Source organism: Elusimicrobiota bacterium, assembly GCA_041660925.1.
Lineage (GTDB): Bacteria > Elusimicrobiota > Elusimicrobia > UBA1565 > UBA1565 > JBAZUV01.
In genome coordinates this window covers 356,072-376,680 of sequence record JBAZVI010000001.1, presented here as the reverse complement: position 1 = coordinate 376,680, position 20,609 = coordinate 356,072, and the positions used below count along the sequence as shown (strand labels likewise).

General features: G+C 70.1%; 18 protein-coding genes. 11 read left to right on the top strand and 7 right to left on the bottom strand.

Annotated features, from left to right (window positions below; translation table 11 throughout):
- Position 1: 1 nt before the first annotated feature.
- The gene (locus tag WC969_01570) at positions 2-718 is read right to left on the bottom strand and encodes a hypothetical protein (GenBank protein MFA6028520.1); all 717 of its coding nucleotides are present in this window, start codon (positions 716-718) and stop codon (positions 2-4) included.
- A 92-nt stretch (positions 719-810) separates the two neighbouring features.
- Between WC969_01570 and WC969_01565 the strand changes: the two genes are divergently transcribed.
- On the top strand, positions 811-1,569 hold the full coding sequence (locus tag WC969_01565; protein ID MFA6028519.1) for a hypothetical protein: 759 nt from the start codon (positions 811-813) through the stop codon (positions 1,567-1,569).
- Positions 1,570-1,634: 65 nt separating this feature from the next.
- On the opposite strand, the gene WC969_01560 is transcribed toward WC969_01565, so the two are convergent.
- Positions 1,635-2,333, bottom strand: coding sequence for a hypothetical protein (locus WC969_01560; GenBank protein ID MFA6028518.1), 699 nt, complete (start codon positions 2,331-2,333; stop codon positions 1,635-1,637).
- Positions 2,330-3,508, bottom strand: a complete 1,179-nt coding sequence (locus WC969_01555; GenBank protein MFA6028517.1) for an ATP-binding protein — start codon at positions 3,506-3,508, stop codon at positions 2,330-2,332. The genes WC969_01560 and WC969_01555 overlap by 4 nt, the downstream gene beginning before the upstream one ends.
- Before the next feature lie 103 nt (positions 3,509-3,611).
- On the opposite strand from WC969_01555, the gene WC969_01550 reads away from it, so the two are divergent.
- From WC969_01550 to WC969_01530, 5 genes are all read left to right on the top strand, one after another.
- Positions 3,612-5,000 carry an MATE family efflux transporter gene (locus WC969_01550; protein ID MFA6028516.1) on the top strand — a complete coding sequence of 463 codons (1,389 nt, stop codon included), beginning with the start codon at positions 3,612-3,614 and terminating at the stop codon, positions 4,998-5,000.
- A gap of 243 nt (positions 5,001-5,243) precedes the next feature.
- Complete coding sequence (locus WC969_01545) at positions 5,244-7,364, top strand: hypothetical protein (GenBank protein MFA6028515.1); 2,121 nt, start codon at positions 5,244-5,246, stop codon at positions 7,362-7,364.
- Between the two features lie 46 nt (positions 7,365-7,410).
- The gene (amrB, locus tag WC969_01540; GenBank protein ID MFA6028514.1) at positions 7,411-8,844 is read left to right on the top strand and encodes an AmmeMemoRadiSam system protein B; all 1,434 of its coding nucleotides are present in this window, start codon (positions 7,411-7,413) and stop codon (positions 8,842-8,844) included.
- Between the two features lie 10 nt (positions 8,845-8,854).
- Positions 8,855-9,874, top strand: coding sequence for an AmmeMemoRadiSam system radical SAM enzyme (gene amrS / locus WC969_01535; GenBank protein ID MFA6028513.1), 1,020 nt, complete (start codon positions 8,855-8,857; stop codon positions 9,872-9,874).
- 451 nt (positions 9,875-10,325) lie between these two features.
- On the top strand, positions 10,326-11,375 hold the full coding sequence (locus tag WC969_01530) for a hypothetical protein (protein ID MFA6028512.1): 1,050 nt from the start codon (positions 10,326-10,328) through the stop codon (positions 11,373-11,375).
- 85 nt (positions 11,376-11,460) lie between these two features.
- Here the strand turns inward: WC969_01530 and WC969_01525 are convergent, their stop codons facing one another.
- Positions 11,461-12,237, bottom strand: a complete 777-nt coding sequence (locus tag WC969_01525) for a lysophospholipid acyltransferase family protein (GenBank protein ID MFA6028511.1) — start codon at positions 12,235-12,237, stop codon at positions 11,461-11,463.
- 37 nt (positions 12,238-12,274) lie between these two features.
- Between WC969_01525 and WC969_01520 the strand changes: the two genes are divergently transcribed.
- From WC969_01520 to WC969_01500, 5 genes are read left to right on the top strand one after another with little or no spacing between them, the layout of a single operon-like run.
- Positions 12,275-13,546: a thioredoxin family protein gene (locus WC969_01520; protein MFA6028510.1), complete on the top strand. Its 1,272-nt coding sequence runs from the start codon at positions 12,275-12,277 to the stop codon at positions 13,544-13,546.
- A gap of 30 nt (positions 13,547-13,576) precedes the next feature.
- Positions 13,577-14,479: a glycosyltransferase family 2 protein gene (locus tag WC969_01515; protein ID MFA6028509.1), complete on the top strand. Its 903-nt coding sequence runs from the start codon at positions 13,577-13,579 to the stop codon at positions 14,477-14,479.
- A 25-nt stretch (positions 14,480-14,504) separates the two neighbouring features.
- Positions 14,505-16,040, top strand: a complete 1,536-nt coding sequence (locus WC969_01510; protein MFA6028508.1) for a radical SAM protein — start codon at positions 14,505-14,507, stop codon at positions 16,038-16,040.
- Entirely contained in the window at positions 16,033-17,313 is a 1,281-nt protein-coding gene (locus tag WC969_01505) for a hypothetical protein (protein MFA6028507.1), read from the top strand. Before WC969_01510 ends, WC969_01505 begins: the two co-directional genes overlap by 8 nt.
- The gene (locus WC969_01500; GenBank protein MFA6028506.1) at positions 17,310-18,089 is read left to right on the top strand and encodes a class I SAM-dependent methyltransferase; all 780 of its coding nucleotides are present in this window, start codon (positions 17,310-17,312) and stop codon (positions 18,087-18,089) included. Before WC969_01505 ends, WC969_01500 begins: the two co-directional genes overlap by 4 nt.
- Here the strand turns inward: WC969_01500 and WC969_01495 are convergent, their stop codons facing one another.
- Genes WC969_01495 through nrfH form a run of 3 tightly spaced genes read right to left on the bottom strand, consistent with a single transcriptional unit; the run spans position 18,090 to position 20,577 of the window.
- Positions 18,090-18,731 carry an RluA family pseudouridine synthase gene (locus tag WC969_01495; protein ID MFA6028505.1) on the bottom strand — a complete coding sequence of 214 codons (642 nt, stop codon included), beginning with the start codon at positions 18,729-18,731 and terminating at the stop codon, positions 18,090-18,092.
- On the bottom strand, positions 18,728-20,131 hold the full coding sequence (locus WC969_01490) for an ammonia-forming cytochrome c nitrite reductase subunit c552 (GenBank protein ID MFA6028504.1): 1,404 nt from the start codon (positions 20,129-20,131) through the stop codon (positions 18,728-18,730). The genes WC969_01495 and WC969_01490 overlap by 4 nt, the downstream gene beginning before the upstream one ends.
- Positions 20,131-20,577, bottom strand: a complete 447-nt coding sequence (nrfH, locus tag WC969_01485; GenBank protein MFA6028503.1) for a cytochrome c nitrite reductase small subunit — start codon at positions 20,575-20,577, stop codon at positions 20,131-20,133. Before nrfH ends, WC969_01490 begins: the two co-directional genes overlap by 1 nt.
- Positions 20,578-20,609: the final 32 nt, after the last annotated feature.

The following is a 20,609-nucleotide window of genomic DNA, read 5'->3' as shown; positions in this document are numbered from 1 at the left end:
ACTAACCGAGGCGGACGAAGCGGACGGGGTCTCCCACCAGGGCGGTGGGATACTCCTCGTCCTCGACGCGGAAGGGGACCCGGCGCTTCTCGCACCACTCGGCCACCCAGACCAGCTCCTCCACCGAGGTCGTCACCAGCGCGGGCAGGAACAGCTTGCGCAGGAGCGCGTCCGCCAGCGCGCGGGTCTCTCGGCGCTCGGCCGCGAAGCGCCCCGGCGAGAAGAGGACGGGGTTGGCCCTCCCGTAGGACAGCGCCGAGAGTTCGGGGACCTGCTCCGGGTCGTTGAGCACGCTGACGAGCCAGAGATGGTCGAAGCGCCCGCGCGCGCGGCGGGCATCCTCGGCCCGGAAGGAGAAGGGCAGCGAGCGGCAGGCACGCGCGAGGAAGCGGACTTCGGCGCGGCGCAGGTTGAAGGGCTCCACCTCCCGCTCCAGTTCCAGGGCCTCCATCGCCAGAGGCGCGATCTCGGCGACGCCGGCCCCGGCGTAGAGGCTGCGGCCGCCGGGGCGCAGGCGCGCGCGCAGCGCCGCGGCGAGCCGCTCGCTCATGCGGCGGCAGGGCGCCCGGAGGGCGCGCCAGAAGGCCGCCCCTCCCTCGTCGCAGTAGACCGGCCCCATCGCGCGGGAATCGAGGGACCGGAAGGCGGCGGCGACCTCCCGCTGTGTGGGGGCGGCGAGGGAGGAGGGGGCGCGGCGGCGATGGCGTTTTTGTTTCATGAAGGCTGGTAATCCGTCCAACGAATGGTATCATACCCGAAATCCAACACAAGGACCGTCACAAGGACGGTCGTAAAGGAGTGTATCGCATCATGAATCCGCAAATCGCAAGAAGCACCCAGGGCGCCGAAGGCGCGCTGGTGGACTCCGTCCTCCTCATCGACGGAGACAACGATCCGCATCTGCCGCCGGACTTCCCGCTGACCCCGAGCACCGTGGTCCGCGTGTTCCTGCGCCCCGAGGCCTCCATGCCCCGCGGCCTGGAGAAAGTCGTCGGCGCGCTGCCGTTGTGCGTCGGGGTGACCTCGCCGAAGGGCGGGAAGAACGCCGCCGACTTCGTCATGTCCCTGCACGCAGGCCTGCTGCACGCCTCCCTGCCGCTGCACGTACCCTTCACCCTCGTCACCCACGACAAGAGCCTCGCCGCGATGGCGCAGGAGCTCCAGCGCATCGGCCGTCAGACGCTGCTGTGGACCTCGCATCCCGAACGGGGAGAGCGGGGCCGCCGCAAGACGGCCGCCGCGCCGCGCGCCGCTTCGTCTTCGCGACGCTCGGGCGGACGCGGACGGCGCGGCGCATCGCGCGCCAAGCCCGCCGCGGCTCCGGCCGCGCCCGCGGCTCCGGCGTCCTCCGCCTCCGGGCGGAGCCTCGCCGAGGTCGCCGCGACCTACGCCCGGCGCCTGGCGAGCGTGAAGGACCCGCCCGGCCGGCTCAAGACGCTGCTCAACGACATCAAGAACCGCGCCTCCTCGGCCCACACGCCCGAGGCCGTGCTCGAGGAGCTCAAGCGCCTCGGCGCCTTGAGCGTCGACGAGAACGGGCGCGTGAAGGTCTACGCTCCCGCGAAGTAGTCTTCGCTGAGAAAGAGAAAGGGAGGGCCGGGAACCCGGCCCTCCCTTCTCATTTCGAGGGGAGGTCAGCGCACGCGGTGGCCGGAGTCGGATTCCGGGATGGAGATCTTGTAGCGGTTGGGGTCGACCGGGTCCTGGGGGAGGTCCGGCGGAGGGAGGGTCGGGGACGGCGTGTCCTCCGAGGCCTGCTGCGACGACCCCCCGCTCTTCGCTCCCGACGAGGCGCCGGTCGCGCCGGTCCCTCCGGTCGCTCCCGTGAAGCCGCCCGCCGCGCCGGTGTAGCCCGAGGCCGCTCCCGCCCCGCCGGTCGCCCCCGAGAACCCTCCGGCCGCGCCCGTCGCTCCCGCGCTCGCGCCGCCGGACGCTCCCGGGACCTTCTTGAGGCATTCGGACTTCTCGACGAGGGAGGCGATCTTCAGGCACGCGGACGCGTCGGCCGCGGCGCTCAGAGCCGGGGCGGCGGCGGCGGGAGGCGAGAACTGCGCGCCCGCGGCGGCGGGAGCCTTCCGTGCGGCCGGGACGACCTCGCCGGGGAGGTCGTTGGCTCCGATGGGCCCTTCGTAGGTGCTGGAAAGCCGGCGCTTGCGGCTCGCGGGCTTGGCTGGAGCGTCGCTCGCGGACGGGCCCCCTTTGAGGCAGGAACTCCGTGCGGCGCCCGTGAGCTTCCCACAGGCGCCGCTGCGGGGGTCCGTGCGCGAGGCGCCGGCGGCGTGCGCGGAGGATGCTCCGAGAAGGAGGATAAGAGCGGCGGCGAGCGTCTTCATGAGGCCTCCGGGTGCGGCGGGGCGGACGCGGGGAGCGGGAGGAGGACGCGAAAGGTCGTTCCCTTCCCGGCCTGGCTCGAGACCCCGATCTCTCCTCCGTGGGCCTCGACGATGCGGCGCGTGATGGCCAGCCCGAGGCCGAGGCCCTGGACCTTCCGGGTCAGGTAGTTCGCGATCTGATAGAAGCTGTCGAAGAGGTGCTTGAACTCGGACTCGGGGATGCCCTCCCCGGTGTCGCTCACGGTCACCTCCAGGGAGCCCGGGTGCGTCCGGCCGCACACGTCCACGCGGCCTCCTTCGCGGTTGAAGACCATCGCGTTGTGGAGGAGGTGCATGAAGGCGGTGCGGAGCATCGTCGGATCGCCTTCGACGGTCCCGGTCCCGGGAGGGAAGCCGATGCGCACCTCGAGGCGCAGGGGCTCCCACACCGGACGCAGATGCTCCGCGGCGTCCCGGCAGAGCGCGGCGAGGTCCACCGGCTCGTGCGCCGCGAGGGTCATCCCCTGCTGGAGGTCCACGAACGCCAGCAGCTCGGCGAGCGTCCGGTCCAGCCGCGCGGCGCCCTTCTTCGAGAGGTCGATGGAGCTGCGCAGGCGCTCTCCCTCCGCTCCGGCGGACGCGGCGGCGGCCTCCTCCGCCGACTTCAGGGCCAGTCCCAGCTGGTGGAGCGGCGTGCGGATCTCGTGGCTGATGCGCGAGAGGAAGCCCGCCTTGAGCTCCTCGACCTTCTGGAGTTCGCGGTAGGTCGTCTCGAGCTCGCGGCGCATCTCCTGTTCGCTGTTGAGGTCATGGCGCAGGCGGCGGTGGTCGAGGCAGCGGCGCAGGGTGGCCTTCATCCCCTCGATGTGCAGGGGTTTGGTGATGTAGTCGTAGGCGCCGTCCTTGAGGGTGTCGATGGCCGTGCGCAGGGTCGGCACGCCGGTCATCACGATGACCTCGGTGGAGGGATAGCGCGTCTTCACCGCCAGGACGACGCCGTGGCCGTCGGTCTTGCCCGGCATCGAGAGGTCGGTGACGACGAGGTCGAAGGCCCGCTTCGCGAGGAGCTCGAGCGCGGCGTCGCCGTGGGGGGCGAGGACGATCTCATAACCCTCGTCGCGCAGGGCGAGGTCGCAGAGTTCGAGGAGACTCTCGTCGTCGTCGACGAAGAGGATGCTGGATGGGGCGGCGGCCATGGTCCGTGCTCCGTGCTCCGTGCTCTTGCTGCGAATAGGATAGCCGAAAAGGCCCGGGGGCGGTAGGGGTCCGCGGCGAATGGTATCATGAAGCGCCCGCCCCATGAAGGACCTCACCGAAGGCGACGAAGCGAAGCTCATCTGGAACTTCACGGTCCCGATGCTCATCGGGAACGTCTTCCAGCAGTCCTACAACGTCATCGACAGCGTCATCGTCGGCCGCTTCGTGGGCAAAGCGGCGCTGGCCGCGGTGGGCGCGAGCTTCCCGGTGCTCTTCCTCCTCGTCGCGCTGACCATCGGCGTGACGATGGGCTTCTCCATCCTCATCGCGCAGTACTACGGGGCCAAGGACATGGTCCGGGTCCGGCGCGCCATCGACACGAGCTACGTCTTCCTCTTCTTCGCCTCGCTGGCCATCACCGCCGTCGGGCTCGCCGTGACCGAGCCCGTCCTGCGCCTGCTGCGGACCCCCGCCGACGTCCTGGCCCCGGCCGTGCTGTTCCTGCGCATCACCTTCGCGGGGATGATCTTTCTCTTCGGCTACAGCTCGGTGAGCGCCATCCTGCGCGGGCTCGGAGACTCGAAGACGCCCCTCTACTTCCTGATCTTCTCGTCGATCCTCAACGCGATCCTCGCGCTGGTCTTCGTCGCGGTCTTCGGCTGGGGCGTCGCCGGCTCGGCCTGGGCCTCGGTGCTCGCGCAGGCCGCGGCCTTCCTGCTCTGCGTCGCCTACCTCAACCGCACGCACGCGGTGCTGCGCTTCCGCCTGCGCGGGCTGATCTTCGACCGGGAGATCTTCCGGAAGAGCCTCCTCATCGGGATACCCACCGGCTTCCAGCAGGTGGCCGTGGCGACGGGCATGATGGCGCTGACCCGCATCGTCAACGGCTTCGGCACCGACGCCATCGCGGCCTTCACCGCCGCCGGCCGGCTCGACGCCTTCGCCTCCATGCCGGCGATGAACCTCTCGGCGGCGGTCTCGACCTTCGTCGGGCAGAACCTCGGGGCGGGCAAGCCCGAGCGCGTGCGCCAGGGACTCTTCGCCGCGCTTCGCATCGCCGCGGTGATCTCGCTGACGACGACGCTCATCGTGGTCCTCTTCGCCCCGCGCCTCATCGCCCTCTTCAACGCCGACCCCGGCGTGGTCGCCATCGGCGTCCGCTACCTGCACATCGTGGGGTGCTTCTACGTCGTCTTCGCGGGGATGTTCGTGGTCAACGGCGTTCTCCGCGGCGCCGGAGACACCTTCATCCCGATGATCATCACGGTGCTCGCGCTCTGGCTCATCCGCGTCCCGCTCTCCGAGTTCCTCTCGCGGCGCATGGGGACCGACGGGATCTGGTGGGGGGTGCCCGTCGCCTGGGGCGCCGGGCTGCTCCTCTCCTCGCTGTACTGCGCGACGGGGCGCTGGAAGCGGAAGGTCGTCGCACGCCCCGTCGTCGTCTCCGCGCCCGAAGCGGACGAGGCGGAGTGGAACACCGCGAACTTCTGAGGGGGCGTCCCTGAGAAAAGAGAAGGCCCGCCTTTCGGCGGGCCTTCTCGCTTAGAAACACGAAACCCGCCTTTCGGCGGGCCGGTCCTGCCATTTCTCGTCGCAGGTTCGAAACTGCTGAATCTTAGGAAATAATAGCAAAGACTCCGCGTCTTGTCAAGCATTATTTTTAAGAAAGTTTCCCCTTGAAATCCCCGGGACGTGGGGACACACTAGGGAAGCAGTTTATATCGGAGAAACCGGATGCCCCTCCCGGCGTTCTGCCGAGCCGCCCTCGTCGTCCTCCTCGCCGCCCTCCCCGCCCTCGCGGGGCCGGTCAGCGAGGTCCCTCCGCTCAACCCGTCCGTCAATCCCGCCGGTACCGGTGCCGTCGGAGTGGTCGGCCCCGCGGGCGCCGGCTCCTCCCTTCTTCTCCCCGCCCCCGGCGCCGGGCTGACCCTGACGCCGTCCCTCCTCGCGGCTCCCGCCCCGGCCCCGAAGGCCGCGGCGTCCTCGGCGCAGGCCGCCGCCGTCATCCCTGCCGCCTCCCTCGAGACGCCGCCCGTCCTCCGGGGCGGGAAGCCCGCCGCCGCGAAGGTCCTCCCGGGTGTGAAGGCGGAGCCGTCCTCTCCTGCCCCCGTCACGGTCCGCGAGCAGCTCGAGGACGTCTCGAGGAAGACGGGCGCGGCCGTCGAGTCCCTCGGCGAGCCGGGCGGCGGCTCGGACGCCGACGCCGAGAAGGCCGGGGCGCAGGCGGGAGTCCTCTTCGACGCGGGCAAGACGGCGGAACCTCTCGACGAGATCTCCGCCGGCAACTCGGCCGTCTTCTCCTCCCTCGCCGAGACCTATGCGCGGGACTTTCATCGAACCGTGCAGCTGCAGTCGCCGCCGGCGGGCTACAACGAAGACCTGAGGGCGCGGGGGGGCTACCGCGTGCTCCTCAAGGGGCCGCTGAGCTTCACGGGATCCACCGGGCCGGTGATGCGGGGGGAGTTGCGCGTCCGAGGGGCGGACGGGAAGACCCGCTCCGCCGAAGTCGCGGTCAAGGTCTTCCACCAGCCCCGGCAGCATCAGACCTGGGAGGCCCGTCTCCGCCTGGTGCGCGAGGAGGTCGTCGCCGGCCGGGCGATGTCCGCGGCCCTGCCCAAGGGCTGGGCTCCGCGCTTCATCGGGGAGGTCGACGTCGACGGGAATCCGGCCATCGCGATGGAGCTCGTGCGCGGGAAGGAGCCCTCCGAGCTGACTCCGTCGCAGCTGCTCGAACTCCTCACGCCGCGGGCGGTGGAACAGGCGGCGGCCGGCATCGAACTCCTGCGGCGGGCGGGCTGGGGAGGCAAGGATTCTCCACAGGTCATGCTGCTCACCGAGGACCAGGTCCTCAACGGCGTCCAGCGCCGCCGCGGCGACGTCGTGTTCATGGACGCCGGGATGCTCACCCGCGACGCGGATGAGTGGAGGACGCCGAAGCAGAAGGCCGAAGACCTTCTGTTCATGTACATGTACGCGCGGGAGCTCAAGGCCCGGGGGCTCGACAAACCCATCGACGACGTCGCCACTCCCCTCACCCGGCAGGAGACGGAAGCCCTCCTCACGCGCGCCCAGGCCGCCGCCGCGCGCTACGAGCACCCCGACCTCGCGGCGCTCGGGTTCGCGCCGACCCTTCCCGCCCAGGCGCCCGCCTCCCCGATGGACATCCTGGGGACGCTGGACCCCGCGAAGAGCGCTCAGCCGGGCGCCTTCCGGACGCTCGCGGAACGCCTGCTCCCGCTCGTCGCGAAGCCTTCCGGCAACGCGCTCCGAGGGAAGGAGGCGTACGCGCACGGCCGCACCGATGAGATCGTCCATCTCCAGAAGGCCTTCAAGGACGGCCTGCTCGCCGGCGCCCGCGCCCAGCTGAAGCTCCAGGGCCTCAAGGAGTCGGAGGTCGTCTCGCATGGGACGACGCTCAAGGGCTTTCTCGGAATGCTCCTCAGCGGCCGCATCGAGGCGACGAGCTCGTATCGAGGCATGAGCGGCGAGAGCGCTCATGTCTGGGGGGCGTACGGCGCCGAGACGGGCGCGAGCTACGGCGGCACCCGCGGTGTCTCGCAAGGCCAGCCCGGCGTCGTGGTGCTCATCCATAGCGCGAAGGATCCCGTCCGGGTCGTCCACGGCGACACGCTGACACGGGCCCCGACGCCGGCGGAGGACTTCGTCGCCGTCGTCATCAGCGACGGGGAGCGGACCGTCGTCCTCGACCGGGAGGCGGTGCGCGCGCTGGCCGCCTCGGCCGAGGAATGGAAGACGAGTTCCGTGGCCGCCGCGCATAAAGGGAACGCGCGGCCCTTCTTCGAGTGGGAGAAGATGAGGGACCGCCTCGAGCCGGACTACTTCAAGGGACCCTGACTTTCCGTTCTTCATGTCTTGACTTCCCGCCCTCCCGGGGTTACATATAAGGAGGGGGGGAGTCCCAACGAATATCCGAGAGCCGGCGGCCGCCGGGAAGTTCTATCCCGGCGAGCCGGGGCGTTTGTCGGCGGAGATCGACCATCTCCTCGCGCGCGCGCCCGTGCCGGGCGCCGAGGGGGAGGTGGTCGCTCTGCTTTCGCCCCACGCCGGCTACGAGTACTCCGGCGCGGCCGCGGCCAGCGCCTTCAAGGCCGTCGTCGGCGCGTCCTTCGACGTCGTCGCGGTGGTCGGCAGCGCGCACTATGCCTCCGAGGCCGGACTCTTCCTCCCCTCCCCCGCGGCCTTCCGCACACCGCTCGGGACGGTCCCTCCGGCCGAGGACTGCGTCCGACGCCTGAAGGACTCCCGCGCCGCCTCCGTCCGGGACGAGGCGCACGCCGAGGAGCACTCCCTCGAAGTGCAGCTTCCGTTCCTCCAGAAGGCGCTCGGGCGCTTCGAGCTTCTTCCGCTCGTCGCCTCCGCACGGACGCTCGAGGACGCGGAGCGCCATGGGGAGGCCCTCGCGGGCGCCCTCGAAGGGAAGCGGGCGCTGCTCGTCGCTTCCAGCGACCTCTCCCATTACCCCACGCTTGCGACCGCGCGGAAAGTGGACCCGGCCTCGCTGGAGGCCTTCCTCTCCCTCGACCCCGGCTACCTCTGGAGTTCGGAGCGGATGATCATGGAGCGCGCCGAGAACGGCCTGCGCTGCGCCTGGTGCGGGCTCGCCGCCGCCGTTGCCGTTCTCTCCGCGGCTAAGCGGATGGGCGCGTCGCGGGCCTGCGCGACGGCCTGCGCGAACTCGGCGGAGGCGAGCGGCGACGAGCGGCGCACGGTCGGTTACGGCGCCGCCCTGCTCCTGCGGGGGGAGGCGGAGGAGGGCTGGCCGCTGGGCCGCCTCAGCGAGGAGGAGGGCCGCGCGCTCGCCTCGCTCGCGCGGGAGAGCCTCGAGCGGCATCTGCGCGGAGAGCCCCCGCGGGGGGCGGCGCTCCACGAGCGCCCGCGCTTCAACCTCCCCGCCGCGGTCTTCGTGACCTGGGAGCAGGGGCGCGAGCGCCTCCTGCGCGGCTGCATCGGGACGATGGAGCCCCAGGGGACGCTGGCCGACGCCGTGCGCCGCTTCGCCGTGGCCGCGGCCGAGCAGGATCCGCGCTTCCCCGGCGTGCGGGCCGACGAGCTGGGCTCGCTGCGTGCGGAGGTCTCGGTGCTCTCTCCGATGCGGAGCATCCGTCCCGAGGAGGTCCGCCCGGGGCTCGGCGTCGAGGTCTCGCGCGGCGGCCGCGGCGGCGTGTTCCTCCCCCAGGTCTGGGAGAAGCTGCCGGAGCGCGAGGAGTTCATGGGGACGCTCTGTCGGCAGAAGGCGGGCCTTCGCGAGGGGGCCTGGAAGGAGCCGGGCACGGAGCTGCGGGCGTTCAGCGTGCGGCACTTCCGCGAGCCATGAGATGAAGGGATTGAGCCGACCCGCCGAGCTCTGCGAGCCGCTCGAGGACGGCGCGGTGCGCTGTCGCGCGTGCGCGCACGAGTGCCGGATCCCCGAGGGAGGCTCCGGGATCTGCCGCGTGCGCTGCAACCGCGGAGGCCGGCTGTTCGCTCCCTCGGGCTACGTGGCCGGCCTGCAGATCGACCCCATCGAGAAGAAGCCCTTCTTCCATGTCCTGCCCGGGAGCTCCGCGTTCTCCTTCGGGATGCTCGGCTGCAACTTCTCCTGCCGCTTCTGTCAGAACTGGCGCACGAGCCAGGTCCTCAAGGACCCGCTCGCCGGCTCGCCGGTGCTCGAGTGCGAGGCGGGCGACCTGGCCGTGCAGGCGCGCGAGCGCGGCTGCCCGGTCGTCGTCTCGACCTACAACGAGCCGCTCATCAGCGCGGAGTGGGCGGCCGAGGTCTTCCGGCGCGCGAAGGCCGAGGGCCTGCGCTGCGCCTTCGTCTCCAACGGGCACGCGACGCACCCGTCGCTCGAGTATCTGCGGCCCCTCATCGATTTCTACAAAGTGGACCTCAAGTGCTTCGACGAGGACCACTACCGCGAGGTCCTGGGGGGGAAGCTCTCCGCGGTGCTGCGCACCATCGAGGACCTGCTCTCCTTCGGCGTCTGGGTCGAGGTCGTCACGCTGGTGGTCCCCGGCTTCAACGACAGCGACGTCGAGCTGAGGATGATCGCCCGCTTCCTCTCGCGTCTGAGTCGCGACCTCCCCTGGCACGTCACGGCGTTCCACAAGGACTACCGCGAGACGAGAGCGGGGGAGACCTCGGCGAGGACGCTCGTGCGGGCCGCCGAGATCGGCGCCGAGGAGGGGCTGCGATTCGTTTACGCCGGGAACCGGCCCGGGGAGGTCGGCGCCCTCGAGAACACCCTCTGTCCCTCCTGCCGGGCCGTGCTCATCGAGCGCGAAGGCTATCTCGTGCGCGCCAATCGCCTGAAGCACGGCGCCTGCCCCAAGTGCGCCGCCCCCGTCGCCGGCGTCTGGGTCTAAGAGTGTTGTTTTTCCTCATAGCTCCCTCTCCCATCGGGAGAGGGGCAGGGAGAGGGAGAATCGCCGTCACGGCAGATCTCCCCCCGGGACTCCCCCCGAAGGGGGGAGACAGTGTGGAACTGTCACAAGCGTGATCCCCATAGGTCTTGACAAATCAAGATACCGGGGCTAAGTTAGTAGTGGGACAACCCGCACGGCGGGACTCCCAAAAAAGTCTCCGCGCCCGCCTTCGGGCGGCCGGACAGAGAAAATCCCCTTCACAGGGGATTTTCTCATTCCAGCCGGGAATCCTGAGCGGGGATTTCCGGTGCCGTTTATTGGAAGCTCGATGTCGGGAATGACTTCTCGTAAACCCGGTGTTTCCGCCTTGTTTCGGCGGAAACACCCCTGATATTGCGTTCGTGCGGTTCTTCATCTATACTCAGCCCGTACTCCTAATGGGAGGGAGCCGATGAAGAACCTGCCTCTGCATCTCGCCGCTTTCATCCTCGCCGCCGGCGCCGTCACCGCCGGCGCCAAGGCGAACCAGGCCGTGGTCAATCCCGACGGCCCGTCGGAGACGGCTTCCCCGGCAGCCGATTCTTCCTCCGCGTCGGGAGCCGAGGCGCCGCGGCCCAGGCGCCGACCGCGCCACACGAAGCCCCAGATCCCGGGCGAGAGCGCTCCCGCCTCCGACATGTCCCGCACGGTCACGATGCCCGCCGACAGCCCCGCGCCGAAGCCCGCGTCGGAGCCCATGCTCGCGCCCATCTCGACGCCTCCCGGGGGAGAGACCCCGGCTCCGCGCAAGCGGCGCCGCCGCAAGGCCGTCCCGGCCGGGGAGCAGACGCAGATCGGCGAGGCGCCCGCGCCCTCCGCCGAGGGGACTCCTCCGCTGCCGGGGACCGAGCCCGAGGCCGCCGCCGCGTCCCGGGAGACGCCCGAGGCCGCCCGCGAGACCCCGTCGCTCGAGAGCGCCGAGGGGCGGATGGTGAAGGCCTACGTCGAGAACCGGGTCGTCGAGCTCAAGCGCTCGGCCGCCGAGCAGGACGCCTACGGACGGAAGCTCGGGGACGACTGGGCCGCCTTCTGGGCGAAGATGAACAGGGAGCGGCGGCAGTTCGAGCTCAGCATCGCCCGCCAGCGCCTGAACCTCTTCGAGACGCTCGCGACGCTCGAGCCTTCCTCCTACGCGCAGACCCTGGCGAAGTACGAGAGCTATCAGTCCCAGCAGATCTTCGCCTTCGACAAGGCCCAGAAGCAGGCGCTCGAGACCTTCTTCTCCGGGATGCATGCCGACCTGCGGCAGTTCGGCTCGGACCAGCAGAAGCAGCACGAGCTCGCCATCAAGGGACTCAAGAGCTCCTGGGAGACGATGAAGAAGGGCGGTCCGCCTCCGAGCGCCGCCCCCAGGGACGAGCCCCGGTCCGAGAAGAAGACCGAGGTCGGGGAGGAGCGAAAGGAGGAGGCCCTCCCGGATGCTCCCGAACCGAAGAAGAAGAAGGGCTTCTTCTTCGATTAAGGATCAAGCAGGAATTCCCATAGGGAATCCCTGCCGTTCCGGATAAGCAGGTTATCGTGAAACCCGCGCCTTCAGGGCGCGGGTTTCACGCTTTGTAGAGGCGGAGGTAGAACGGGAGCTTGGAGAGTCGGTAGGCGCGGTAGCGTCGGTAGCGTCGGAGGACGTTCTGCTGATGGCGGATGCTCACGAAGACCTTCTCGATGCAGGCCTTCGCGCTCTCGCGGTTGTGCTCCAGCGCGCAGAACTCGGAGACGTCCACCGGCTTGCCGTAGGAGATGAGCACGGTCCGGAAGATCCGGGGAAGGAAGGCGCCCACCGGGAGCATCTCGTCCATGCCGTCCATGCAGATGGGGATGGCCCGGGGGTTCGTCTTGAGCATCACGTAGCCGATGCCGCTTCGCGGGGGGAGGAGGCGGCCGTCGCGCGAGCGCGTCCCCTCCGGGAAGACGGTCATGATGCCGCTGCGCAGGGCGCGCTCCATGCGCTTCATCGCGCCGAAGTCCTTGCGGCCGGCACGCACCGGGATGCATTTCCAGTTGTCGGAGAGCCAGGCGGTGACGGGGTTGCCGAAGAAGTTCTCCTGGGCGGCGGGGTGCCAGGGGAGGAGCTTGGGCTTGATGAGCGATTTGGGGAAGAACGCCGCGAAGCCGATGAGGAAGCCGTCGATCATCGACTGGTGGTTGGAGAGCAGGACCGTGTTGTCCTCCTCCCCGACGTTCTCCACCCCGAAGGCGATGGTCCGGTTGAGGACCTTGAAGACGATCCAGCCGAAGGCCACGGTGATGTTGGTGATGATGTAGCTCGTGAAGGGGAGAAAAAAGATGAAGAAGCGGCTGCGGTGCGGGATGAGGTTGGGATTCACGCCGCAATTATAGATAATCAGGGCACCGGAGGTCCTGATGAAAACCCCCCTGCACGCGCTCGTCCTCTCCCTGCTCCTCGCCGTCCCCTCGGCCGCCGGCGAAGGCCTGCCCTGGCTCCCGGATTGGGACGCCGCGAGCAAGGCCGCCGCCGCGGCGGGGCGGCCGGTCCTCGTCGACTTCCAGGCCGTCTGGTGCTACGCCTGCTACTACATGGACCGCAACGTGTTCGCCAAGCCGGAGTTCGCCGCCGCTTCGAAGGGCTTCGTCCTCCTGCGCGTGGACGCGGACACCGCCGAGGGCCGCGCGCTCAAGGAGCGCTTCGGCGTGCGCTTCCTCCCGACCGTCGTGGTCGCCGACGCGAAGGGCCGGGAGCTCGGGCGCATCGTCGGCGAGGAGGAGGCTCCGGCCTTCCTCTCCCGCCTCTCGCGCATCGCGGGCGGGGCTCCCGCCGAGGACCTCTCGCGCCTGACGGCCTACGTGGACGCCGGCGAGGCGGAGAAGGCGCGCGGCGAGCGCGACCGCCTGCTCAAGACCGCGGCGGCCAGGGACCCCGTCTTCCAGCGCTTCTCCCTGCGCACGGACCTGACCCTCGCCAAGGAGGCGAAGAAGCCGGAGGAGGCCGCGAAGGCCTTCGACGGGCTCCTCGCGGTCGAGGACGACTGCCGCCTGGCTTCGGACGCCGAGGAGGCGTTCGACGCGACCGAGGGGCTCGACGCGGCGAAGCGCCGGCCCTTGCTCGAGAAGGCCGTCGCCCGGCTCGCCGCGATCGCCGAGCGCCGAGTCTTCGTCGAACGCGCGCGCCGCTGCGCCGGTCTGCGCAGCATGGTCTACATGATGAGCGCGCTCCAGGAGGAGCTCGGCGGCAAGGAGAAGGGCGCCGCGGTGTTCGTGCGGGCCGCGGGGCTCCTGCGCGCCGACGCCGATAAGGCGGGCTACGGCTCCGACCGCAACCTCGAGGACAACCTGCGCTTCTTCCTCGAGAACGCGAAGCGCGACGCCGAGCTCGACGACCTCTACCCCCGCCTCATCGCCGCCTACCCCTCCGATTACGTCTATCCCTTCCGCTACGGGAAGAACCTCCTCGGGCGCAAGGAGTACGCGCGCGCCCTGCCTTTCGCCGAGAAGGGCTACGCGCTGAGCTACGGAGCCAACCGCATCCCGGCCGCGGAATCGAAGGCGCGGGTCCTCGCCGGCCTGGGACGCAAGACCGAGGCCCTCGCTCTCCTCGAGTCCGAGCTCAAGGTCGTCCGCGCCCGCTTCCCGTCCAAGGCCGCCGACTTCGAGAAGGTCCTCAAGGAGCTGCGCTGACGGCCGTCCCAAATGGGGTAGAATGAGTCTATGAGCACGAACGAGAAGCTCCAGGTCAGCGTCGTCATCCCCGCCTACAACGAGGAGACCGGCATCGCCGGGGTCGTCGAGGGCCTGCGCGCGGCGCTCGAGGGTGCCGGGCTGCGCCGGGACTCCGATTTCGAACTTCTCGTCGTCGACGACGGCTCCACCGACGGGACCGCGGCGGCCGCCGAGGGCGCCGGCGCGCGGGTGCTGCGCCATCCCCTCAACCGCGGCTACGGCCGCTCGCTGCTCACCGGCTTCGCCGCCGCCCGCTTCCCCTGGGCGCTGATGATCGACGCCGACGGCTCCTATCCGCCCGCGGACGCCGCCCGACTTCTGGCGGCCGCCCCCGGCTTCGACATGGTGATCGGGGCCCGGCAGGGCTCGCTCTTCTGGGGGAGCCCGCTGCGCGCGTTCATGCGCTGGGTGTACCTGCGCCTGGCCTCCTTCGTCGCCGGCGAGAGCGTCCCCGACGCGAACAGCGGCCTGCGCCTCATCCGGCGCGAGGCGCTCGACCGTTCGATGCCGGTCCTCTGCTACGGCTACTCGCTCTCCACGACGATGACCCTCTCGTTCCTGCAGGGCGGGCGCTTCGTCCGCTTCGTGCCCGTCGACTACGTCGCGCGCAAGGGCCGCTCCAAGGTCCGGGGGCTGCGCGACATCCCGCGCACGCTGCAGATCATGACCCAGGTCATCCTCTATTACAACCCGCTCAAGTTCGCCGTCTTCCTCTGCGTCGTCCCGGGACTCTTCGGCCTCTTCTTCCTCCTCCGGTTTCTCATGTTCCCGAACCTCGCGGACCTTGCGCTCCTGATGTTCTGCGCCTTCGCGAAGCTCGGCGTGTTCCTCTGCGGCTGCATCCTCGATTCGCTGCGCTTCGGGCGCACCCGGCCCAGCCTGCTGCCGTGAGGGCCGCGCCGCCCCGCCCTCCGGCATGGCGCTGAAGATCCTCTTCCAGGAGCCCCTCGTCCCCCGTGCGGTCAGCTACGGCCGCTTCGCGGCGGGAGCCGGCAACAACACCTTCCCCGTGGGCCTCGCGTCCATCTGCTCCTACATCGCCCCTCGGGGCTGGGACCCCCGCTACCTCGAGCCGAGCATCGAGGGGCTCGACGCGGAGGGCTATGCGGCCTTCCTGCGCGAGGGCGCCTACGACCTCGTCGGGGTCGGCTCGACGACGAACCAGATCGACTACGCGTTCGACACCTTCCGTGCGGTCAAGCGCGTCTCGCCGAAGGCCGTCACCGTGCTCGGGGGCATCCACGGCACGCTGCTGCCGCGCGAGACCCTCGCGGCCTGCCCGGAGATCGACTTCCTCGTCGCCGGGGAGGGGGAGAAGCCCTTCCTCCGGCTGCTCGAAGCGCTCGAGGCGGGCGCCCCTGCGCCGGGCCAGAGCGGCGCAGGGACGGCGCGAGAGGAGAACGTCCTGCGCGCCGACCCCTCCCGTTTCCCGGGGATCCCCGGCTTGGGCTGGCGCGAGGGCGGGGAGATCCGATTCAATCCGCCGGCGCCCGACGACATGCTCAAGGCCGAGGACATCCCCCTTCCCGCCTACGAGCGCTTTCCGATGGACAAGTACGTCGCCCAGATCACCTTCGCCAAGACCTTCCCATCCTACTCGGTGCTCGCGACGCGGGGCTGCCCCTACCGCTGCGCCTTCTGCAACGCCTGCGACGTCATGGGGCGCAAGGTGCGCTTCAAGCCGGTGTCGCGCATCCTCTCGGAGATCCGCATCCTCAAAGAGCGCTACGGCGCCCGCGGTCTGATGTTCATGGACTCCACCTTCACCATCAACAAGCGCTGGCTCCTGGACTTCTGCGCCGAGTACCGGCGCTCCGGTCTCGACCTGCCCTGGGCCTGCAACAGCCGCGCCGACACCGTCGACCGCGAGACGATGCGCGCGATGAAGGACGCCGGCTGCTGGGAGATCGTCTTCGGCATCGAGTCGGCCAACCAGAAGTCCCTCGACCTCATCCGCAAGGGGACGACGGTGGAGCAGAACGCGGAGGCCGTCGCGGGGGCGCTCGCGCTCGGACTCTACGTCTACACCTGCTACATCCTCTGCCTGCCCGGCGAGACCGAGGAGGACGCGCTGAACACCGTCCGCTTCGCGCGTGCGCAGGGGAATCAGATGGCGCTCTTCTACCTCCCCGTCCCCTTCCCGAAGACCGAGCTCTGGGAGCTCTGCCGCGCGGACGGGGGCCTGCGCGCCGACGCCCGCTGGGCCGACTACAACGCCTGGGACTACGCCCGCCCGGTCTATGTGAACCCGCGCATCGGCCGCGAGCGGATGCGCGCGGTCTATCGCCGCGCCTACCTCGATTTCTATTCGAACCCCGTCGTCCTCGCGCGCAACCTCAAGGAGCTCGTCCTGCTGCGCCAGCATCCGCGGAAGTTCTGGCTCGGTCTCCGAGGCTTCATGGGCATGCTGCGGGGAGGCGACGGGGAGCTCTGCGGAGGCTCCGATGCGTGAGAAGCCCTTCCGGGTCCTGCTCGCCGTGCTCGACGCCGCGCTCCTGCTCGCCCTCCTGCGCGGCCCCCGCTTCTTCCCCGACTCGGCCTCCTATCTCGACGGCTCGCTCCTCCGCCCTCCGGCGTATCCGCTCCTGCTCGGACTTCTGCGGACCCTCTCGCATGCGCACGGGCTGCAGGCGCTCTGCCTTCTCCAGACCGCCGCCGTGCTCGCCGCCTGCGCGTGGCTCACCCTCGAGCTGCGCCGCCGCCTGAGCCTCGGGGCGCCCTCGAGCCTCGTCCTCCATCTCGTCCTCGCGAGCCCCCTGCTGCCGCTTCCGGTTCTGACGGGGAGCGTCGGGTGCGCGGTGCTCACGGAGGCCTTCTCCTACGCGGGCGTCCTCTGCGTCGCCGCGCTGCTGCTGCGCGCGCTGGCGGGCGGCTCGGCGCGCGACGAGCGCGGCTTCATCGCGCTCGCCGCCTTCCTGCCCCTGCTGCGCCCGCAGTTCCTCTTCCTCGTCCCCGTGGTCGCGGCCTACGTCCTCCTCTCCCTGCGCGGCGCCGACGCGCGCCGCCGGGTCGTCCTCCCGCTCTTCGCGCTGGCCCTCTTTCTCGCCGGCGACCTCAGCGGACGCCTCTACCACGCCGCGCGCCACCGCGTGAGCGCCGCGCCGAGCCTCCTGGGCGCCTACCTCGTGACCGACTCTCTCTACATGGACGAGGGCGCCCCGCCCGCGGCGGCCCTTCCGGCCCAGGCGGAGGTCCTCGTCCGGGAGGCGCGCGAGCAGGTGGCCGCCCGCCGGCTCGGAGCGAGCGTTCGCGGGGCCGCCAACGCCTCGCTCGCCTCCTACTTCGAGCAGAACTACAACCTCATCTACTGGGGAGTCGTCATGCCTCTCTTCCAGCGGCCCTTCGCCCATCTGCCCGAGAACGAGCGCCTCGTCGAGGCCGACCGCCTGCTCGGCGAGACCGGCCGGGGCCTGCTCCGCGCGGGCTGGCTCCGCCAGCTGCGACTGAGCGCGGCCGCCGTCGGAGCGCGCCTGCCGGTCTACGCCGCGCTGCTCCTCCTCGCGGTCCTCGTCCTTGCGGGTCGCCGCGCACTCGAAGGGGACGCGCTCTGCGCCTGGATCGCGCTCGTGACCCTTGCCAACCTCTGCAACCATCTCCTCGTCGGGGGGCTCCAGCCGGTCCTGCACCGCTACGTCTTCCACACCGAGATCCTGCAGTGGACGGCGCTCGCCCTGCTCCTGCGCGACGCCTTCGGCCGCGCGCGCGCCGGGAGCGAGTCGCGATGAACGCGGGACAGGAGCTGCACCCGGGCTGGGTCGAGCAGTGGTCGCGCTTCAAGGACGACTCGCTCTTCCTGTTCAAGGAGTGGCTCTTCCCCAACACGCTCGAGGACCTGCGCGGGAAGCGGGTGCTCGACGCGGGCGCGGGGCACGGGCACCACATGCGGATGACCGCCCCGTACGCGCGCGAGGTCGTGGGCGTCGACCTCAACACCCCCGAGATCGCGCGCTCCGAGACCGCCGACCTGCCCAACTGCCGGGTCGTGCAGGGGGACCTGGCGCGCGTCTCCTTCCCGGAGCCCTTCGACGTCGTCTACTGCATCGGGGTCATCCACCACACCGACGACCCGGACCGCACTTTCGCCAACCTCAAGACCCTGACGAAGGCCGGCGGCCGGCTCATCGTCTGGTGCTACTCGCGCGAGGGCAACTGGCTCAACCGGGTCCCGCTCGAGACGCTCAAGCGCTGGGTGCTGCTGCGGCTGCCGGCCGGCGTGCTCGTCGCGCTGGCCTGGGTCCTGACCCTGCTGCTCTATCCCGTCGTATGGACCGTCTATCTGCTTCCGCTGCGCTTTCTGCCCTACTACGAATACTTCGGGAACTTCCGCATCCTGCCCCTGCGCAAGAACGTGCAGAACGCCTTCGACAAGCTCATCGCCCCCCAGACCTTCTTCATCCCCCGGGAGCAGGTCGAGCGCTGGTTCTCGTCCGGGGAGTTCGCGGACGTGCACGTCTCCCCCTACAAAGGGGTCAGCTGGCGCTGTTCCGGCACGAAGAAGTAATCAGACGGCGAAGGAGGCGAGGACCGCCTCGAAGTCGGCGCCCGGCGGGCAGTCGAGGCGCAGGCGCCGTCCGTCCGGGTGGGAGAACTCCAGCTTGAAGGCGTGCAGCATGAGGCGCGGCGCGCCGCCCACCGGCCGCTCCTTCCCGTAGAGCGGGTCCCCGAGCAGGGGGTGCCCGAGGTGGAAGAGGTGGGCGCGGATCTGATGGCGCCTTCCGGTATGCGGCTCCACCTCGAGCAGGGTCGCGCCGCGCAGCCTCTTCACCACGCGGAAGACCGTGTGCGCGGCCTTCCCCGCGGGGGAGACGCCGATGCGGCCGGAGCCGAACTCCTTGAGCGGCTCCCGGATCTCGCCGTCCGCGGCGACCCCCCCGAGAGCGAGGGCGCGGTAGAGCTTGCGGACCTCGCGCCGTGCGAACTGCCCGCAGAGCTCCCGGTGGGCCTCGGCGTCCTTGGCGAAGAGGACGAGACCGCTCGACTCCCGGTCGATGCGGTGCACGACGAAGACCTTCGCGCCGGCGTGCGCCTGCGCGAGCGCGCAGAGCGGCTCCCCGACCTCTCCGCGGCCGGGCACGACGACGGTCCCCGCCGGCTTGTCGACGGCGAGGAGGCGGGCGTCCTCGAAGAGGATGCCCAGGCTCAAGGGCCGGTCACCGGTTCCGTGGGCATGAAGGACGCGTCGCGCAGGGCGATCTGCCCCTGGCGGGCCAGGTCCATCGCGCGGCCGAGGAGGCGGGCGGCCTCCTGCGGAGCGTGGAAGCCCGAGGAGTTCTCGGCGGAGACGAAGTCCACGAGGAAACCGGCCTTGCGCTGGAGGTCGAGCGCGGCGCGCATCCCGGGGTCCTTGCGGCCCTGCGCCTTCGCCTTCTTCAGGTCGCCGATGAGGGCGACGACGGCGTCGAGGGCCTCCGAGCGCAGACCCTCGTTCTTGACCTGGATGGCGTCCACGCGGGCCTTGAGCTCCGCTTCGGAGAACTTGTGGCAGGTCTGGCAGGCGCGGTTGATGTTGAGCAGAGGACTCTGCACATGGTGGTCGCTGACCTTCATCGCGCCCTCGCGCTTGTAGGGCATGTGGCAGTCGGCGCAGGCCACGCCGGCGCGGGCGTGGACGCCCTGGCTCCACAGCTCGAACTCGGGGTGGCGCGCCTTGAGGGCGTTGGCGCCGGTGTCGGCGTGCACCCAGTCTTTCGCCCGGTCGGCGTCGAGGTGGGCGAGCGCGTCCTCCGCGCTCAGGCCCTTCGACCACGGGTAGGCCAGGCGCTTCTCCGGGCCGTGGAAGTAATAGTTGACGTGGCACTGGCCGCAGACGAAGGTCCGCATCTCCTGGCGGGTCGCCATCGTGTTGGGGTCGTAGCCCTTCACTCCGAGGGAGGCCTTGTAGGCCTTGAGCCCCTCGAGGAAGGCCGGGCGCGTGACGCGCAGGGCCATGGTCTTCGGGTCATGGCAGTCGATGCAGGCGATGGGATGCTGCACGAGCGCGCGCGCCTCGGCGTAGTGCTTCCCGTCGAGCCGCTCGAAGCCCTTGCGGAGGTCGCCGTTCCCGAGCTTGCGGAAGGGGACGACGATGGAGGCGTGGCAGTTGATGCAGTGTGCCGGCGGATCCGCTTTCTGCCGCCCCGTGTACATCTGGTCCTCGAGCATGTACGCATGGCCGCGGCGCTCGCGGAAGTCCTTCGCGAAGGAGTAGCCGGCCCAGAGCGTCTTGAGCCGGATATCCGCCTCGATCTTGGAGCGGGAGACGGCCTTGCGGGGGTCCTCGGAGGTCGGGGCGTGCGGGATCGCCTCGCTGCCGCCGAAGCGGGTGGAGCGCATCTGCGAAGTCCGCAGGTAGCCGTCGTACTGGAAGGGGAAGTCCTTGCCCCAGATGGACGGATCCTGCGTCTGCTCATCGAGCTCGACGACCCGGAAGAAGGGGTTGCGCGCCTCCTGCTTGCGCTCGAAGATGTTGACGAGCAGGGCGGTCACGGCGGCGGCGCCGGCGGCGGCGGCGACGGCGACCCACAGGGCGGCCTTCACGCGGTCCTTGATCCTGTTGAAGTCCATCAGTGTCCCACCTCGGAGTGGCAGCGCAGGCAGTCGAGCTGCTGCGCTTCGGGATAGCGGCCGTCGACGGCGTGGACGACGTCCTCGTGGCAGCGTCGACAGTTGGCCTGGGCGATGGCGCGGTTGCGGCCCTTGATCCGGATGTTGTCCGGGTACGCGCCGGTGGTGAAGTAGAAGGAGTGCCAGAAGCCGTTGAGGCCCTTGGTCTCGTATTTGCCGACGAGATCGTGCGGGGTGTGACAGTCGTTGCAGACGGCGGCCGCGCGGTGGGTGGACTTCACCCAGCCGTCGAACTCCTTGTTCATGATGTGGCAGTTGGCGCAGACCTTCGGATCGTTGGAGATGTAGGAATAGCCCTTCGCGTAGACGAAGGTATAGGTCCCGACGCCGAGTCCTATGCCGAGCGCCGCCGCCAGGATGCCGTAGGCCGTCTTTTCGGAGATCATCTCGCCTCGCGATTCTACTTTATAAGTCCGCA

Coding starts and splice junctions, on each gene's coding strand:
- WC969_01570 (MFA6028520.1), bottom strand. CDS start 718: ATGAAACAAAAACGCCATCGCCGCCGCGCCCCCTCCTCCCTCGCCGCC.
- WC969_01565 (MFA6028519.1), top strand. CDS start 811: ATGAATCCGCAAATCGCAAGAAGCACCCAGGGCGCCGAAGGCGCGCTG.
- WC969_01560 (MFA6028518.1), bottom strand. CDS start 2,333: ATGAAGACGCTCGCCGCCGCTCTTATCCTCCTTCTCGGAGCATCCTCC.
- WC969_01555 (MFA6028517.1), bottom strand. CDS start 3,508: ATGGCCGCCGCCCCATCCAGCATCCTCTTCGTCGACGACGACGAGAGT.
- WC969_01550 (MFA6028516.1), top strand. CDS start 3,612: ATGAAGGACCTCACCGAAGGCGACGAAGCGAAGCTCATCTGGAACTTC.
- WC969_01545 (MFA6028515.1), top strand. CDS start 5,244: ATGCCCCTCCCGGCGTTCTGCCGAGCCGCCCTCGTCGTCCTCCTCGCC.
- WC969_01530 (MFA6028512.1), top strand. CDS start 10,326: ATGAAGAACCTGCCTCTGCATCTCGCCGCTTTCATCCTCGCCGCCGGC.
- WC969_01520 (MFA6028510.1), top strand. CDS start 12,275: ATGAAAACCCCCCTGCACGCGCTCGTCCTCTCCCTGCTCCTCGCCGTC.
- WC969_01515 (MFA6028509.1), top strand. CDS start 13,577: ATGAGCACGAACGAGAAGCTCCAGGTCAGCGTCGTCATCCCCGCCTAC.
- WC969_01510 (MFA6028508.1), top strand. CDS start 14,505: ATGGCGCTGAAGATCCTCTTCCAGGAGCCCCTCGTCCCCCGTGCGGTC.
- WC969_01505 (MFA6028507.1), top strand. CDS start 16,033: ATGCGTGAGAAGCCCTTCCGGGTCCTGCTCGCCGTGCTCGACGCCGCG.
- WC969_01500 (MFA6028506.1), top strand. CDS start 17,310: ATGAACGCGGGACAGGAGCTGCACCCGGGCTGGGTCGAGCAGTGGTCG.
- WC969_01490 (MFA6028504.1), bottom strand. CDS start 20,131: ATGGACTTCAACAGGATCAAGGACCGCGTGAAGGCCGCCCTGTGGGTC.
- nrfH (MFA6028503.1), bottom strand. CDS start 20,577: ATGATCTCCGAAAAGACGGCCTACGGCATCCTGGCGGCGGCGCTCGGC.